Below are 14,052 nucleotides of genomic sequence, written 5' to 3' on the forward strand. Positions count from 1 at the left end.
GTGCGGTGGAACACCGGCGTGCGCCATCCGCCCCGCCATGGAGTTGTGGGCAGACGGCGGGACGGACGACGCGAGTGAGGGCCGCCGCGCTGTTCGAGGGGGGAGCCGACGGCCCCGCCGGCCTCCTCAACTGATGAGGCACCTCAGTCAAGCGATCCCACACACCGTGCGGCAGAGCGCACACCCCCCGGATTCGAGCACTCCGTTCACACCCCGTGTGAAGGGACCTCCACTAATCTGTGGAGCACCGAGCCACCGGAGGGCATCCATGCAGCCCAACACTCTGCTCGACGCGATCCTCGACGAAGCCGGCATCTCCCACGCGGGACTCGCCGCACATGTGAACCAGGCCGGCAGATCCAGAGGGCTCGCGCTGCGCTACGAACACACCGCCGTGTCCCGCTGGTTGAAGGGCCAGCGCCCGCGCGGCCAGGTGCCCGACCTGATCTGCGAGGTGCTCGCCGCCCGGCTGCAGCGGCCCGTCACCCTGGACGACATCGGCCTCGGGCTGCCCGGTGTCCCCGCCGCCCGGGTCGGCTCGACCGCCTCCACGCTCTCCGGCTTCGTGGAACGGGCCACCGCCCTGTGGCGCTCGGACGAACAGCAGCGCCCGCACCTGCTCGGCGCGCCCGCCGTCACCGGCACGCCCGCCGTGATGCCCGTCTGGGAGTGGGAGAACCCGCCCGACGACGTCGACGTGTCCCGCGGCGGACGGCACCCCGTCAGCACGGCCGACATCGAGATGATGCGCGCCGCCCGCGCCCACTACGAGCAGATGTACCGCAAGACCGGGGGCATCGCGACCCGCACCCGTATCGTCGGCTTCCTCAACGCCGAGGCGGCACCCCTGTTGCGCGGCAGCTACACCGACGAGATGGGCCGTCAACTGCACCGCTCCACGGGCGGGTTGGTGGCCATCGCGGGGATCTGTGCCTACGACTCCGACGCGCACGGCCTCGCCCAGCGCTACTTCCACCAGGCGCTGCGCCTCGCCAAGGCGAGCGGCGACACGGGGCTCGGGGCGTATGTGATCGCGCTGCTCGTCAACCAGTCGCTGTTCATGCGCGAGTACCGGCAGGCCGTCGCGTTCGCCGAGGCGGCGCTGCGGGCGGCGGGCCGGGACCTCACCCCGGCGCTCGCCTCCGACCTGTACGCGATGCAGGCCAAGGCGTATGCGCACCTGGGCGACGGCAGGAGCGCGCTGTCCTGCATCCGGCGTGCGGAGGCCGCGGCCGACCGGATCCTGCGCGGCCGTGAGCCGGACGAGACCGGCTATGTCCAGCCCGGCCTGGTGAACGTGCAAGTGGCGGAGGCGCTGCTCAGCCTCGGCGATCTGGTCAGCGCCAGGGAGCACGCCGCGGCGGCCGTGGACACTCCGGCGCACGACCGCGGGCGGGTGCACCGGCTCGCCATGCTGAGCCAGATCGAACTGCGCCAGGGCAACACCGACGAGGCGGTGGCCACGGCGGTGGAAATGGCGGAGCAGGCGCGGGGGATGGAGTCCCAGCGGCTGCGCGACCGGCTGCGCGCCGTGCGTGAGCACCTGGTCCGCAGCGACTGCGCGGGCACGGCCGAGGCGGCCGAACTGATCGCGGGGGCGCTGCGCGTACCACTGTGACGCACAGTCCGGAGGCGCACACACGCTGCTGCAAAGATTCGTCTGCTGCGATATTGCCATCTACCAGTCGGAAGGTGGCAGAACCGTGCAGTGGACGAAACAGAGCGAACAAACTGTGTATGGAAACAGGTGGTTCACGGTCAATCTCGCCGACGTCGAACTGCCCGACGGCCGGCATCTGGACCACTTCCTGATACGGCTGCGGCCCGTCGCCGTGGCGACCGTCGTCAACGACGCCAACGAAGTGCTCCTGCTGTGGCGGCACCGCTTCATCACCGACAGCTGGGGCTGGGAGCTCGCGGCAGGCGTCGTCGAGGACGGTGAGGACATCGCGTACGCGGCGGCACGCGAGATGGAGGAGGAGACCGGGTGGCGGCCGGGCCCGCTGCGGCACCTCATGAGCGTGGAGCCGTCCAACGGCCTCACCGACGCCCGGCACCACATCTACTGGTCCGACGAAGGGACGTACATCGGTCATCCCGAGGACGACTTCGAGTCGGACCGCCGCGAGTGGGTCCCGCTCAAGCTGGTCCCCGACATGGTGTCACGCGGGGAGGTACCGGCCGCGAACATGGCCGCCGCCCTGCTTCTCCTCCACCATCTGCGCCTCGGTCAGGACGCGCGCTAGTCAGCGACCGATGGCCTGCCAGACCGCCACGGCGATCGCCGCGACCGCCGCGAGGGCGACGATGGTGGGCAGTGGCCAGCGTGTGTTCTCCAGCGCGGTGACCCTGGCCTCCATGGTCTCCACGTTCTTGGCGGTCTGTTCGTCGTGCTGGGTGAGCAACGCCAGCCGTCCGTCGACGCGGGCGAGACCCACGTCCAGGCAGCGTCGCAGCTCCGCGAGTTCTTCCGGGACCACGGCACTCTCGCCGTCGGTGGTCACGAGACCACTCCTCTCTGTAATGGCGCGTCCCCCCTTCCTCCGCACAGAAAGTGAACTAGCGCGGTGGGCAGGGCGGGAGCGTGTGCGATGGGCATATGCGAGCCCCCGGCGCACACGGTGTGCGAACGCCGCGGGCCCGGCACTCGCAGGAGTGCCGGGCCCGTCGGTACAGAGCGTGTTCGTACGGGGAGTGAGACCCGTCGGGCGTACGTCCCGTCAGGCGTACGTGTAGAAGCCCGAGCCGGACTTCCGGCCGAGCCGCCCGGCGTCCACCATCCGCTGCAGCAGCGGGGGAGCGGCGTACAGCGGCTCCTTGTACTCGGCGTACATGGAATCGGCGACCGAGGCGACCGTGTCCAGGCCGATCAGGTCGGAGAGCTTGAGCGGGCCCATCGGGTGGGCGCAGCCCAGCTCCATGCCGTTGTCGATGTCCTCGCGGCTCGCGATGCCCGACTCGAACATCCGGATCGCGGAGAGCAGATACGGGATGAGCAGCGCGTTGACCACGAAGCCGGAGCGGTCCTGGGCGCGGATCGCGTGCTTGCCGAGGATCTTCTCGACCACGGCCTGGGCCCGGCTGATGGTGCCCTCGGAGGTGGTCAGCGCGGGGATCAGCTCGACGAGCTGCTGCACCGGCGCCGGGTTGAAGAAGTGGATGCCGATGACCTGGTCGGGACGCGAGGTCGCGACGGCCAGCTTCACCAGCGGGATGGACGAGGTGTTGGAGGCGAGGATCGCGTCCTGCCGGGTCACCACCTGGTCGAGTACCTGGAAGATCTCCGTCTTGACCTGCTCGTTCTCCACCACGGCCTCGATGACCAGGTCACGGTCGGCGAACTCGCCGAGGTCGGTGGTGAAGCTGAGGCGGTCGAGCGTCGCGTCGCGCTCCTCGTCGGAGATCTTGCCGCGCTCGGCTGCCTTGGAGAGCGAGTTGTAGAGCCGCGTACGCCCGATTTCCAGGGCCTCGCCGGTGGTCTCCGCGACCTTCACGTCCAGTCCGGAGCGGGCGCAGACCTCTGCGATTCCGGCGCCCATCTGGCCACAGCCCACCACTCCGACGCGTGCGATATCGGTCATGGAGTCGGTCACCTCGTGCCTTTCGCTGATCAACGGGGCCGGCAGGTCCCCGTACCCCCGTTTGGATGCGGTGCCTGCCTCGGCCGTGAACGTTACTCCGCAATGAGGGGTCCATGGCGGGCCGGGTCGGGCATGCTGTCCGCAACCGGCAAGGGGTGCCGGTGCACAGCGAGCTCAGGGGGCATGCAGATGAGGCGTATGTCACGTCGGGGTTTCTCGGTGGTGGCCGCGGCGGCGGTGGCCGGCCTGGCGACGGCGGGTGACGCGGCCGCCGCTCCCGACCGGCGACGGAAGAAGAAGCGCGAACTGCGGGGCATGTGGCTGGCGAGCGTCGTCAACCGCGACTGGCCCTCCAGGCCGGGGCTCCCGGCGGCACAGCAGCGCAGCGAGCTCCTGGCCTTCCTGGACTCGGCGGCGGGCCGCAGACTCAACGCCGTGGTGTTCCAGGTGCGGCCCACGGCCGACTCCCTGTGGCCCTCGCCGTACGAGCCGTGGTCGGAGTACCTCACCGGGACGCAGGGCAAGGACCCGGGCTGGGACCCGCTGGGCACCGCCGTGCAGGAGGCGCACCGCAGGGGCCTGGAGCTGCACGCGTGGTTCAACCCCTTCAGGATCGCCAACCACACCGACCCGTCGCGCCTGGTGGCCACGCACCCCGCGCGGGTGCACCCCGACTGGGTCGTGCCGTACGGCGGGAAGCTCTACTACAACCCGGGCCTGCCCGCGGTGCGGCGCTTCGTCCAGGACGCGATGCTGGACGCCGTCCGCAAGTACCCGATCGACGCGGTGCACTGGGACGACTACTTCTACCCGTATCCCGTCGCGGGCCAGGTCTTCGACGACGACGCGGCCTTCGAGGAGTACGGCGGCGGTTTCCCTGACCGGGCCTCCTGGCGGCGGGACAACATCGACCGGCTGGTGCGCGAGATGTCGGGCCGGGTGAAGAAGGCGCGGCGGCAGACGCAGTTCGGGATCAGCCCCTTCGCGGTCTGGCGCAACATCGCGACCGACCCGACGGGTTCGGACACCCGGGCGGGGGTGCAGACGTACGACGACCTGTACGCCGACACGCGCGGCTGGGTGAAGAAGGGCTGGCTGGACTACATCGTCCCGCAGGTGTACTGGAATATCGGCTTCCCCGCCGCGGACTACGCCAAGCTCATCCCGTGGTGGAACGAGGTCGTGCGCGGCACCGGCGTGAACCTCTACATCGGCGAGGCCCTCTACAAGGCCGGTGACCCGGCGCAGCCCGCCGCCTGGCAGGATCCGGCGGAGCTGTCCCGGCACCTCACGTACGCCAAGGGGTACGACGAGGTGCGCGGGCACATCTACTTCTCCGCGAAGGAGGTCGGCGTCGACAGGATCGGCGCGATGGCGCGGGTGGTCGCCGACCACTACCAGGAGCCGGCGAAGCCACCGCGCGGAGCCATGTGAGCTACTGAGCCGGGTCCTGATGCCGTACGACGGTGTCGGGACCCGGCGACATCAGGGTCTCGTGGCCGTCGTCGAAACGGACGCGGTACGGCGGGCCACCGTCCGCGCCCAGCACCTCGATGATCTCCGCCGTCCGGTCGCGCTGCCCGACGATCCTGCCGTGCACCAACAGTCGGTCACCTACGGTTGCGCGCATGTCGAGTGCTCCCTCGTCCGCTCTGCGGTCGCGATCCGTGGCCGTCAGTCTACGACGGGTGGTGGAAGTTGACCCCTGGTGCGGCGTGCCGCGGGTCAGCTCCGGGCCCGTTGGGTGACCGCGATGCAGACGAGGACGGCGGCGGCCGTGAGCGGCGCGGCGACGGTCAGGTGCTCGCCGAGCAGGAACACGGACCAGACCAGGGTCAGCAGCGGCTGGGCGAGCTGCAGCTGGCTGGCCTTGGGGACGCCGATCGCCGCCATGCCGCGGTACCAGACGACCAGGCCGAGGAACTGCGAGCCGATCGCGGCGTACAGCAGCCCCGCCGTGCTGTGCCCGGTGAGCTGGAACGACTCATGGGGCAGGGCGACGAGCGCGCCCATGATGTTGAGCGGCAGGCAGAGGATCAGCGCCCAGCCGATGACCTGCCAGCCGGGCATCTCACGGGCCAGCCGGCCGCCCTCGGTGTAGCCGGCCGCGCAGATCAGCAGCGCGCCGAAGAGGTAGAGGTCGGCGGTGGTCAGGGCGCCGCCGCTCTGCTGCACGGTGAACGCGATGACGGCGGCGGCTCCGGCGAGCGCCGCCGCCCAGAACGCCCGCGACGGGCGCGCGCCGGTGCGCAGGGCCGAGAGGACGGCGGTCGTGAGGGGGAGCAGGCCGACGACCACGGCGGCGTGCGCGGTGGTGGAGGTCTGCAGGGCGAGCGTGGTGAGCAGCGGGAAACCGACGACGACGCCCGCGCCGACCACCGCGAGCCCCGCCCAGTGGCGGCGGTGCGGGACCGCGACGCGCAGGGCGAGCAGACAGCCGCCCGCGACGAGTGCGGCGAGCACGCCGCGCAGGGTGACGAAGCTCCAGGGCCCGATGCCTTCGAGACCCCAGGCGGTCGAGGGGAAGGTGAGGGAGAAGGCGGTGACGCCGAGGGCGGCCATGACGGTGCCGGCGCGGCGGGTGCCGGCGGGGCGGGGCGGCCCGGGGGTCTCCGCAGGGGCCGGGACCGCTATCCGGGTCGGACGAGTAGCGCTATCCTGTGCTGTCATGCATGACAGTAGCAGTGTGGCTGAACTGGCGAAAAGTCTGCGGAGCGAGCTCGACCGCTACTCCCCGGGTGGAAAGCTGCCGTCGAGCCGGTCGCTCGTCGAGCGGTTCAGGGTGAGCCCGGTGACCGTGTCGCGGGCCCTGGGGCAGCTGGCCGCCGAAGGGCTCGTCGTCACCCGGCCCGGCGCGGGCGTCTTCCGCGCGGAACCGTCGGCGGCCGCCGCGCCCGTCGGCGACACCTCGTGGCAGGAGGTGACCCTCAGCGCCGACGCCGCGGCCGAGCTTGTGCCGCGCTCCGTCGACGCGTCCGGGGTCCTGGCCACGCTCGCCGCGCCGGCGCCGGGCATCATCGAGTTCAACGGCGGCTATCTGAACCCCGCGCTGCAGCCCGAGCGCGCGATGGCGGCGGCCCTCGCGCGGGCGGGGCGGCGGCCCGGCGCGTGGGGACGGCCGCCCGTCGACGGCCTGCCCGAGCTGCGCGAGTGGTTCGCCCGGGGCATCGGCGGCGCGATCACGGCCGCCGAAGTGCTGATCACGGCGGGTGGCCAGAGCGCCCTGACGACGGCCCTGCGGGCGCTCGCCCCGCCCGGCGCGCCGGTCCTCGTCGAGTCCCCGACGTATCCCGGCATGCTGGCGATCGCGCGGGCGGCGGGGCTGCGGCCGGTGCCGGTGCCGGTCGACACCGACGGGGTGCGGCCCCAACTGCTCGCGGCCGCCTTCCGGGCGACGGGCGCCCGGGTCTTCGTCTGCCAGCCGCTGTTCCAGAACCCGACCGGCGCCGTGCTCTCCGCCGAGCGCCGCCCCGAGGTCCTGCGGATCGCGCGCGAGGCGGGTGCCTTCGTCATCGAGGACGACTTCGTGCGCCGCCTCGTCCACGAGGACGCCGGGCCGCTGCCGCGCCCGCTCTCGTCCGACGACCACGACGGCGTCGTCGTCCACGTCTGCTCGCTCACCAAGGCCACCTCGCCGAGCTTCCGCGTCAGCGCGCTCGCCGCGCGCGGACCGGTCCTCGAACGGCTGCGCGCCATCCAGGTCGTCGACCACTTCTTCGTGCCGCGGCCCCTCCAGGAAGCGGCACTCGAACTGGTGGGCACCCCGGCCTGGCCGCGCCATCTGCGCGCGGTCGCGGGGGAGTTGAAGGAGCGCAGGGACGCGATGGCGGCGGCGCTGCGGCTGCGCCTGCCCGGGTTCACGGTGCCGCACATCCCGGCGGGCGGCTACAACCTGTGGCTGCGGCTGCCCGACGGCGCGGACGAGTCCGCGTTCGCCTCCGCGGCCCTTCGCGCGGGCGTGGCCGTGGCCCCCGGCCGCCCGTACTTCGCGGCCGAACCCCCGGCAGGACACGTCCGGCTGAGCTTCGCGGCGGTCGCCGGGGTGGGGGAGATCACTGAGGGGGTACGCCGGCTGCGGGTGGCGTGCGACGAGGTGCTGGGGTAGCCGTGGACAACCCGTCTTACCAGCCGGAATCCACTCGACTCCATCCCGTGACGGCTGCGAAGCTCGCCCCATGAACGAGAGTGTCACCGTGCCCGACGGCTACGAGATTTCCGCAGACCCCGCCCGCATCGACGCGGCCCGCGTCCACCACTGGCTCTCCACCGGCGCGTACTGGGCGCTCGGCCGCACCCGCGAGAAGCAGGACGCGGCGATCGCCGGGTCGCTCAACTTCGGGGCGTACGAGGCGGGCTCGGGGGAGCAGGTCGCGTACGCCCGCGTGGTGACCGACCGGGCCACCTTCGCCTGGCTCTGCGACGTGTACGTCGCGCCGGACGTGCGCGGCAAGGGCCTCGGCGTCGCACTCGTCGACGCGGTGTGCGCGCACCTGGAGCCGTACGGCCTGCGGCGCACCCTGCTCGCCACGGGGGACGCGCACGGGGTCTACGAGAAGCTCGGCTTCAAGGCCCTGGAGGCCCCGGAGAACTGGATGGCGCGCGGCACCCAGTGAGGGCGTACTCCCACCGCTTCTCTCTCGGCCCTACCGCCGGTACTCCGTGACGAGCAGCAGGTCCTTCGCCGGGCCGCCGACCCGCCACCGGGCGCGCCAGCGGTCCGCGTCGACCACCTCGAACTCGCCGCGGTAGAGGTCGCGTGCGCACGGATGGTCCGCCGTCCAGCGGCCCGTGCGCAGGTCGAGGTCGTGGAAGAAGCGGCCGTCGGCGAACTCCACCCGGGCCGTGCCCGCCGCCTCGCCGGGCAGGAAGCGCAGCGTGCGCTCGGCGGGGCGTGCGGTGCCGTGCCAGGTGAAGGTGCCGGACTCGTGGTGGCGGAGGCCGCCGGTGTCCGGCGCGGGCAGCGGCGAGAAGAGCGTCGTACCGGTGAAGCGGCCCTCGGAGCCGTCCGCGAGGTCCCGGACCGTACGCTCGACGCGCCACTCGCCCGCGAGATGGGCCAGGACGTCCGGCACGGGACGGAACGCCGAGACGGCGGCGTCAGCGGCGTCGGTGTTCTCGTCGGGAAAGGGCATACCCGCAGGTTACGTGCCCCTACTTGTCCACGGCCGCCAGGCTGCGCTCGTCGTACCGCGTGCCCGCCACCCGGCCCGCGGGCGCCGCCGCGTCGATCGCGGCGAGCTCGTCGGCCGACAGCTCGATCGCGACGGCCGCGAGGTTCTCCTCCAGGTACTTCTCGCGGCGCGTGCCCGGGATCGGCACCACGTCGGCGCCGCGGTGCTGCACCCAGGCGAGCGCGAGCTGCCCCGCGGTGACGCCCTTCTCGGCGGCGAGCGCGTCCAGGGTCTCCACGATGGACAGGTTCCGCTCCAGGTTGCCGTCGGCGAAGCGGGGCTGGGTGCGGCGCAGGTCGTCCTGCGGGAGCCCGTCGAGCGAGGTGTAGCGGCCGGTGAGGAAGCCGCGCCCGAGCGGTGAGAACGGCACGAGGCCGATGCCGAGCTCGCGGCAGACCGGCGCGATCTCCGCCTCCAGGTCCCTGGTCCACAGCGACCACTCGCTCTGCAGCGCGGCGATCGGGTGCACGGCGTGCGCCCGCCGCAGGGTGCGCGCACTGGCCTCGGAGAGTCCGAGGTGGCGTACCTTGCCCGCGCGGACCAGCTCGGCCATAGCGCCGACGGTCTCCTCGATCGGCACACCGGTGTCGACCCGGTGCTGGTAGTACAGGTCGATGTGGTCGACGCCGAGGCGGCGCAGCGAGGCGTCACAGGCCTCCCGCACGTACGCCGCGTCGCCCCGGATGAGGGTGGGCTCGCCGAGCCGGTTGGCGAAGCCGAACTTGGTGGCGATCACGGCCTGTTCGCGCCGCGGGCCCGCGAGGGCGCGGCCGATGAGCTGTTCGTTGTGTCCGCCGCCGTAGAAGTCGGAGGTGTCGAACAGGGTGACGCCGAGGTCGAGGGCGCGGTGGAGCGTCGCGATGGACTGCGTGTCGTCGGACGTGCCGTAGCCGTGGCTCATCCCCATGCAGCCGAGGCCCTGGGCGGAGACGGTCAGCGCGCCGAGCCGGCGCGTGGGAAGGCTGGTCATGGTGGTACCTCCTGGGGTGTGCCCGGTGATCGGCTCCGACCCTAGGAGCTGGAGCGGACTCCAGGTCAAGGCGGTGCGGCGCGGGGCCGAAGCGCGCGTACGGGGGTTGTCCCCAGGGGAATTCGACCCGGTGGTCCGATGGTTCGGGGGCGCGCCGGTTCCTAGCGTGGAGATCGTCTTCCTGTCGCCCCTCCGAACCAAGTCGCCACCTCCGAACCAAGTCGCCCCTTCCGAACCAAGGAGCACGATGCGTGTCGCGTCAGCAGTCACCGCGGGTCTGGGACTCGCCGGGTTACTCGCGAGCGGAGTGGCCGCCGCGGCCCCGCCCGGGGGCGGGGACCCGGAGAAGCCGCGCCGGACGCTCAGTTGGGGCCGCTGCCCGGCGGACCAGAAGGAGCTGAACGAGGCGGGCGCGCAGTGCGCGAAGGTGACCGTGCCGCTCGACTACACCGATCCCGGCGGCCGCACCATCGAGATCGCCATCTCGCGCGTCAAGGCGAATTCGCCGGGCGAACGACGCGGCATCCTGCTCTCCAACCCCGGCGGACCGGGCGGCACGGGCCTCGCCCACACCCTCGCACTGCGGCCGGCGCTGAAGGACGTGGCGGACCGCTACGACCTGATCGGCTTCGACCCCCGCTTCCTCGGCGAGAGCACCCCGATCAGCTGCGGCGAGGCCCCACGGCCCACCCCGCCCCCCGAGACCACGACCCCGCGCCGCGACTTCGAGGACTCGGTGCGGTCCGCACGCGAGACCGCGCGCCGCTGCCAGGAGCACGGCGACAACGCCGAGCTGCTCCCGCACGCCTCGACCAGGAACGTCGCACGCGACATGGACGCCGTCCGGGCGGCGCTCGGCGAGCCCACGCTGTCGTACTACGGCATCTCGTACGGCGCCGATCTGGGCGCCGTCTACACCCAGCTGTTCCCGCGCCGGGCCGATCGGATCGTCCTGGACTCCTCGACCGACCCGGCGGCCACGCAGTACGAACTGTTCCAGCGGTCGGGGGCTCCCGCGGAAGCCGCGCTGAGGGGCCAAGTGCGCGCGGACGTAAGGATGTTGCTGGGCCGGGCCGAGCGGCGTCCCATCGCCGTCAAGGGGCTGCGCCTGACCGCGCCGCTCCTACGGATGATCTTCAAGCAGCTCGTCCAGCACGAGGAGTACGACCCCCAACTGGCTTCCGTCGTCGCCGACTTGAAGAAGGCCGCGGCGGGCGAGGAGGTCGAGCCGGGTCCCGCGCTCGCTGGACTTCTGGAACTCCTCTCCTCGCCCGGCCTTGCGGACAGCATGGTGGGCGGCGCGATCTTCATGTGCGGCGACGGGGGCTGGCCCGCGGGCGGCTGGCCCGAGAACCCGGCGACGTACTGGAAGAACATGCAGCGCAGCCGCGCCACCCAGCCGGTCTTCGGACCGTACGTCAACGGGATGATCGCCCCGTGCGCGTTCTGGGGGAGTGAGCCCCGCGAACCCGGCACGAGGATCGGCAATGACGTGCCCGCCCTGCTGCTGCAGGCCCGCCACGACAACAACGTCCCGTACGAAGGCGCTCTCGCCCTGCACGAGAAGCTCACCGGATCCCGCCTCGTGACGGCCGACATCCGCTCGCACGGCGTCTACGGGCGCGGCAACGACGGCCTCACCCCCGTCCCCTGTGCCGACGACGCCGTCAACACCTACCTGCGCGACGGCGAACTGCCCGCCGCGGACATCACCTGCACGAAGACCGACCGGAAGGCGGAGAGAGCCCGATGACGGAGAGAGTCCGATGACGGAGATCAGCAGGCGCACCGGCCTCGCGGCCACCGCGGCGGCACTGCTCACGGGAGCGTCCGGAACGGCTGCCGACGCCGCGCCCGCCGCGCCCGCCGCGCGAAGGAGCACCCTCCAGCGGGGTGTCGACGCGATCCACGCGACCGGCGCGACCGGTGTCATCGCCGAGGTGCAGAGCGCGCACGGCCGCACCACCGCCCGCGCGGGCGTCGCCGACCTCAGCGGGAAAGGCCCCGTACCCGAGGACGCGTACTACCGCATCGGCAGCGACACCAAGACGTTCACCGCGACCGTCGTCCTCCAACTCGTCGGTGAAGGGCGGCTGAAGCTCACCGACACCGTCGAGCGGTGGCTGCCCGGCGCGATCCGCGGGCACGGCAACGACGGCCGCCGGATCACCGTCACCAACCTGCTGCGGCAGACCAGCGGACTCAACGACTACATCACCGCGGACAGCGGCGACTTCACCCCGGACGCCTACCGCCGCAACCGCTTCCGTTCGCAGTCGCCGAAAGACCAGCTGACGGTGGCCCTGAGCAGGCCCCCGCAGTGGCTGCCCGACGCCGGCGACCCGGCCGGGGAGCGGCGCTGGTCGTACTCCAACACCAACTACGTCGTCGCCGGGATGGTCGTCGAGGCGGTCACCGGACACCCCTGGGCGCAGGAGGTCCACGAGCGGATCATCGAACCGCTCGGCCTGCGCCACACCTTCACACCCGGCACCTCCCCGTACGTGCCGCGGCCGACGGCCACCGGCTACACGTACTTCCCGGACGAGACCCGCCCCACCGAGACCACCCTCGGCTTCGGCGGAGGAGCGGACGGCTGCCTCATCTCCACGACCCACGACCACGGTGTCTTCCTGCGCGCCCTGCTCGGCGGGCGGCTGCTGCGCCCGGCGCAGCTCGCGGCGATGAAGAGGACCGTGCCCGTGCGGGACTGGGTCCCGGCCGACGGGGTCCGCTACGGCCTGGGCATCGCCTGGCGTCCCGTCGCCGGGCGCGCGGACGGCGTCTGGTTCCACGGCGGGACCAGCCTCGGCTGCGTCAGTGAAGGCGGCGTGACCCCGGACGGCGCCACGGCTGTGACCGGCGCGGCCTTCACCCTGCGTCTTGACGACGCCCGGGCGAACGAGGCGCAGGCGCGCGCCACGCTCCGGATGGTCGACTCGGCGTTGCGCGGGAGCGGTTCGTAGCGCCCGGCAGCCGCGTCGCGGCCAGCGCGCCGAGTGCCGCCACCGCCGCCAGGACCGTCAGCGTCGGGGGCATCGCGGAGAGGAACGCGTCCACGGGCCAGTGGGGGCCGTGTCCCTGGGGGCGGGCCGCGGGGGAGGTGAGGGCCGTCATCAGGGTGGTCGCCGCGGCGATGCCCAGGGTGGGGCCCACGTTCATCGCCGTCTGCTGGAGGCCGCCGGCCACCCCGGCGTCGGCCACCGGGGCATGGCGTACGACGACGGCCGTCGCGGCCACCATCACCGTGCCGAACCCCGCCCCCACGAGCACGAACGCGACGCCGGTCGCGAACTGCCCCGACGACGCGTCCAGCCGGGACAGGGCCAGTACGCCGAGGGCGAGCACCGCCATCGCCGCCGTGACCGTCCGCCGCGGCCCCTGCCGCCGCAGCAGCACGGCGGCGAGCGGCGCGCCCACCACCATCATCACCGCGAGCGGCAGCGCCCTCAGCGCACTGTGCAGCGGATCGAGCCCCAGCACGTCCTGGAGGAAGTACGTCCCGACGAAAAGCGCCCCGAACATCGCCGCGGACGCCGCGACGAGGATGCCGAGCGCGGGGCCGACCGCGGCGGCCCCGAGCAGCCGGGGCGGCACCAGCGGACTCGCCGCACGCCGTTCGTGCCGGACGAACGCGCCGCCCGCGACGACCGCCGCCAGGAGCCCCGCGACCGTCGCCGCCGTCCAGCCCTGATCCGGCACGGCGACCAGCGTGTGCACGAGACAGGCCAGCGCCACCGCGAGGAGCCCGGCACCCGGCAGGTCGAGCCCGGGTGCGGGAACGCCGGTCGCGTCCCGCGCCGTCGGGACACGTACTACCAGCGCCAGTACGCCGATCAGGACCGCGGGCACCACGCTGAGGAAGAACACGGAGCGCCAGCCCCACTGCGTGGCGAGCGCTCCGCCCAGCACGGGACCGGCCGCCGCCGAGAGGCCGATCGCGCTCGTCCTCAGCGCGATCGGCATCCCGAGCCGGTCCGGCGGGAACGCGGCCCGCAGCATGCCGAGCGTCGCGGGCTGCAGCAGCGCCCCGAAGATCCCCTGCGCGACCCGCAGCGCGATCACCCAGCCGACGCCGGACGCGAGGCCGACCCCCGCCGACGCGGCGGCGAAGCCGAGCGTCCCGACGGCGAAGACCCGCCGGTGTCCGTACCGGTCGCCGAGCCGCCCGGCGAAGACGAGCAGGCTCGCCACGGCGATCAGATAACCGGTGCTCGTCCACTGGACCTGCGTGAAGGAGGCGTCCAGATCGCGTTGCAGGGCGGGCTGGACGACCGTCAGCGCGGTGCCGTCCAGCGCGACGACCATGGCGCCGACGACGCTGCAGGTG

The 14,052-nt window shown here is 72.7% G+C and carries 14 protein-coding genes; 7 read left to right on the forward strand and 7 right to left on the reverse strand.

Going from position 1 to position 14,052, the window contains the following annotated elements:
* The first annotated feature begins 268 nt into the window (after nt 1-268).
* Both ACZ56E_RS21140 and ACZ56E_RS21145 read left to right on the forward strand, forming a co-directional pair.
* Entirely contained in the window at nt 269-1,618 is a 1,350-nt protein-coding gene (locus ACZ56E_RS21140; RefSeq protein WP_468611643.1) for a transcriptional regulator, read from the forward strand.
* A gap of 85 nt (nt 1,619-1,703) precedes the next feature.
* Nucleotides 1,704-2,246, forward strand: coding sequence for an NUDIX hydrolase (locus ACZ56E_RS21145; protein ID WP_362993555.1), 543 nt, complete (start codon nt 1,704-1,706; stop codon nt 2,244-2,246).
* Here the strand turns inward: ACZ56E_RS21145 and ACZ56E_RS21150 are convergent, their stop codons facing one another.
* Together ACZ56E_RS21150 and ACZ56E_RS21155 are read right to left on the reverse strand one after the other, a co-directional pair.
* Nucleotides 2,247-2,504: a hypothetical protein gene (locus ACZ56E_RS21150; RefSeq protein ID WP_398311086.1), complete on the reverse strand. Its 258-nt coding sequence runs from the start codon at nt 2,502-2,504 to the stop codon at nt 2,247-2,249.
* Between the two features lie 216 nt (nt 2,505-2,720).
* On the reverse strand, nt 2,721-3,581 hold the full coding sequence (locus ACZ56E_RS21155; RefSeq protein ID WP_468611641.1) for a 3-hydroxybutyryl-CoA dehydrogenase: 861 nt from the start codon (nt 3,579-3,581) through the stop codon (nt 2,721-2,723).
* 189 nt (nt 3,582-3,770) lie between these two features.
* Here ACZ56E_RS21155 and ACZ56E_RS21160 point away from each other — a divergent pair, with 189 nt between their 5' ends.
* Entirely contained in the window at nt 3,771-5,015 is a 1,245-nt protein-coding gene (locus ACZ56E_RS21160) for a glycoside hydrolase family 10-like protein (protein WP_471216191.1), read from the forward strand.
* A gap of 1 nt (nt 5,016) precedes the next feature.
* On the opposite strand, the gene ACZ56E_RS21165 is transcribed toward ACZ56E_RS21160, so the two are convergent.
* Together ACZ56E_RS21165 and ACZ56E_RS21170 are read right to left on the reverse strand one after the other, a co-directional pair.
* On the reverse strand, nt 5,017-5,211 hold the full coding sequence (locus ACZ56E_RS21165) for a DUF1918 domain-containing protein (protein ID WP_398311077.1): 195 nt from the start codon (nt 5,209-5,211) through the stop codon (nt 5,017-5,019).
* 95 nt (nt 5,212-5,306) lie between these two features.
* Nucleotides 5,307-6,251, reverse strand: coding sequence for a DMT family transporter (locus ACZ56E_RS21170; RefSeq protein WP_471216193.1), 945 nt, complete (start codon nt 6,249-6,251; stop codon nt 5,307-5,309).
* On the opposite strand from ACZ56E_RS21170, the gene ACZ56E_RS21175 reads away from it, so the two are divergent.
* Both ACZ56E_RS21175 and ACZ56E_RS21180 read left to right on the forward strand, forming a co-directional pair.
* Nucleotides 6,250-7,686, forward strand: coding sequence for an aminotransferase-like domain-containing protein (locus tag ACZ56E_RS21175; RefSeq protein WP_471216195.1), 1,437 nt, complete (start codon nt 6,250-6,252; stop codon nt 7,684-7,686). The genes ACZ56E_RS21170 and ACZ56E_RS21175 overlap by 2 nt on opposite strands.
* 70 nt (nt 7,687-7,756) lie before the next feature.
* On the forward strand, nt 7,757-8,194 hold the full coding sequence (locus tag ACZ56E_RS21180) for a GNAT family N-acetyltransferase (protein ID WP_471216197.1): 438 nt from the start codon (nt 7,757-7,759) through the stop codon (nt 8,192-8,194).
* Between the two features lie 30 nt (nt 8,195-8,224).
* Here the strand turns inward: ACZ56E_RS21180 and ACZ56E_RS21185 are convergent, their stop codons facing one another.
* Nucleotides 8,225-8,713, reverse strand: a complete 489-nt coding sequence (locus tag ACZ56E_RS21185) for a DUF6314 family protein (protein WP_471216199.1) — start codon at nt 8,711-8,713, stop codon at nt 8,225-8,227.
* 19 nt (nt 8,714-8,732) lie between these two features.
* Nucleotides 8,733-9,722 carry an aldo/keto reductase gene (locus ACZ56E_RS21190; RefSeq protein ID WP_471216201.1) on the reverse strand — a complete coding sequence of 330 codons (990 nt, stop codon included), beginning with the start codon at nt 9,720-9,722 and terminating at the stop codon, nt 8,733-8,735.
* Between the two features lie 247 nt (nt 9,723-9,969).
* On the opposite strand from ACZ56E_RS21190, the gene ACZ56E_RS21195 reads away from it, so the two are divergent.
* Together ACZ56E_RS21195 and ACZ56E_RS21200 are read left to right on the forward strand one after the other, a co-directional pair.
* Nucleotides 9,970-11,475, forward strand: a complete 1,506-nt coding sequence (locus tag ACZ56E_RS21195) for an alpha/beta hydrolase (RefSeq protein WP_471216203.1) — start codon at nt 9,970-9,972, stop codon at nt 11,473-11,475.
* 13 nt (nt 11,476-11,488) lie between these two features.
* Nucleotides 11,489-12,688 carry a serine hydrolase domain-containing protein gene (locus ACZ56E_RS21200; RefSeq protein WP_471216205.1) on the forward strand — a complete coding sequence of 400 codons (1,200 nt, stop codon included), beginning with the start codon at nt 11,489-11,491 and terminating at the stop codon, nt 12,686-12,688.
* Here the strand turns inward: ACZ56E_RS21200 and ACZ56E_RS21205 are convergent.
* Nucleotides 12,594-14,030 carry an MFS transporter gene (locus tag ACZ56E_RS21205; RefSeq protein WP_471216423.1) on the reverse strand — a complete coding sequence of 479 codons (1,437 nt, stop codon included), beginning with the start codon at nt 14,028-14,030 and terminating at the stop codon, nt 12,594-12,596. The genes ACZ56E_RS21200 and ACZ56E_RS21205 overlap by 95 nt on opposite strands.
* Nucleotides 14,031-14,052: the final 22 nt, after the last annotated feature.

The sequence above is a fragment of the Streptomyces sp. NPDC039480 genome, from assembly GCF_055597165.1.

Coding starts and splice junctions, on each gene's coding strand:
- ACZ56E_RS21140 (WP_468611643.1), top strand. CDS start 269: ATGCAGCCCAACACTCTGCTCGACGCGATCCTCGACGAAGCCGGCATC.
- ACZ56E_RS21155 (WP_468611641.1), bottom strand. CDS start 3,581: ATGACCGATATCGCACGCGTCGGAGTGGTGGGCTGTGGCCAGATGGGC.
- ACZ56E_RS21160 (WP_471216191.1), top strand. CDS start 3,771: ATGAGGCGTATGTCACGTCGGGGTTTCTCGGTGGTGGCCGCGGCGGCG.
- ACZ56E_RS21165 (WP_398311077.1), bottom strand. CDS start 5,211: ATGCGCGCAACCGTAGGTGACCGACTGTTGGTGCACGGCAGGATCGTC.
- ACZ56E_RS21175 (WP_471216195.1), top strand. CDS start 6,250: ATGCATGACAGTAGCAGTGTGGCTGAACTGGCGAAAAGTCTGCGGAGC.
- ACZ56E_RS21170 (WP_471216193.1), bottom strand. CDS start 6,251: ATGACAGCACAGGATAGCGCTACTCGTCCGACCCGGATAGCGGTCCCG.
- ACZ56E_RS21180 (WP_471216197.1), top strand. CDS start 7,757: ATGAACGAGAGTGTCACCGTGCCCGACGGCTACGAGATTTCCGCAGAC.
- ACZ56E_RS21185 (WP_471216199.1), bottom strand. CDS start 8,713: ATGCCCTTTCCCGACGAGAACACCGACGCCGCTGACGCCGCCGTCTCG.
- ACZ56E_RS21190 (WP_471216201.1), bottom strand. CDS start 9,722: ATGACCAGCCTTCCCACGCGCCGGCTCGGCGCGCTGACCGTCTCCGCC.
- ACZ56E_RS21195 (WP_471216203.1), top strand. CDS start 9,970: ATGCGTGTCGCGTCAGCAGTCACCGCGGGTCTGGGACTCGCCGGGTTA.
- ACZ56E_RS21200 (WP_471216205.1), top strand. CDS start 11,489: ATGACGGAGATCAGCAGGCGCACCGGCCTCGCGGCCACCGCGGCGGCA.
- ACZ56E_RS21205 (WP_471216423.1), bottom strand. CDS start 14,030: ATGGTCGTCGCGCTGGACGGCACCGCGCTGACGGTCGTCCAGCCCGCC.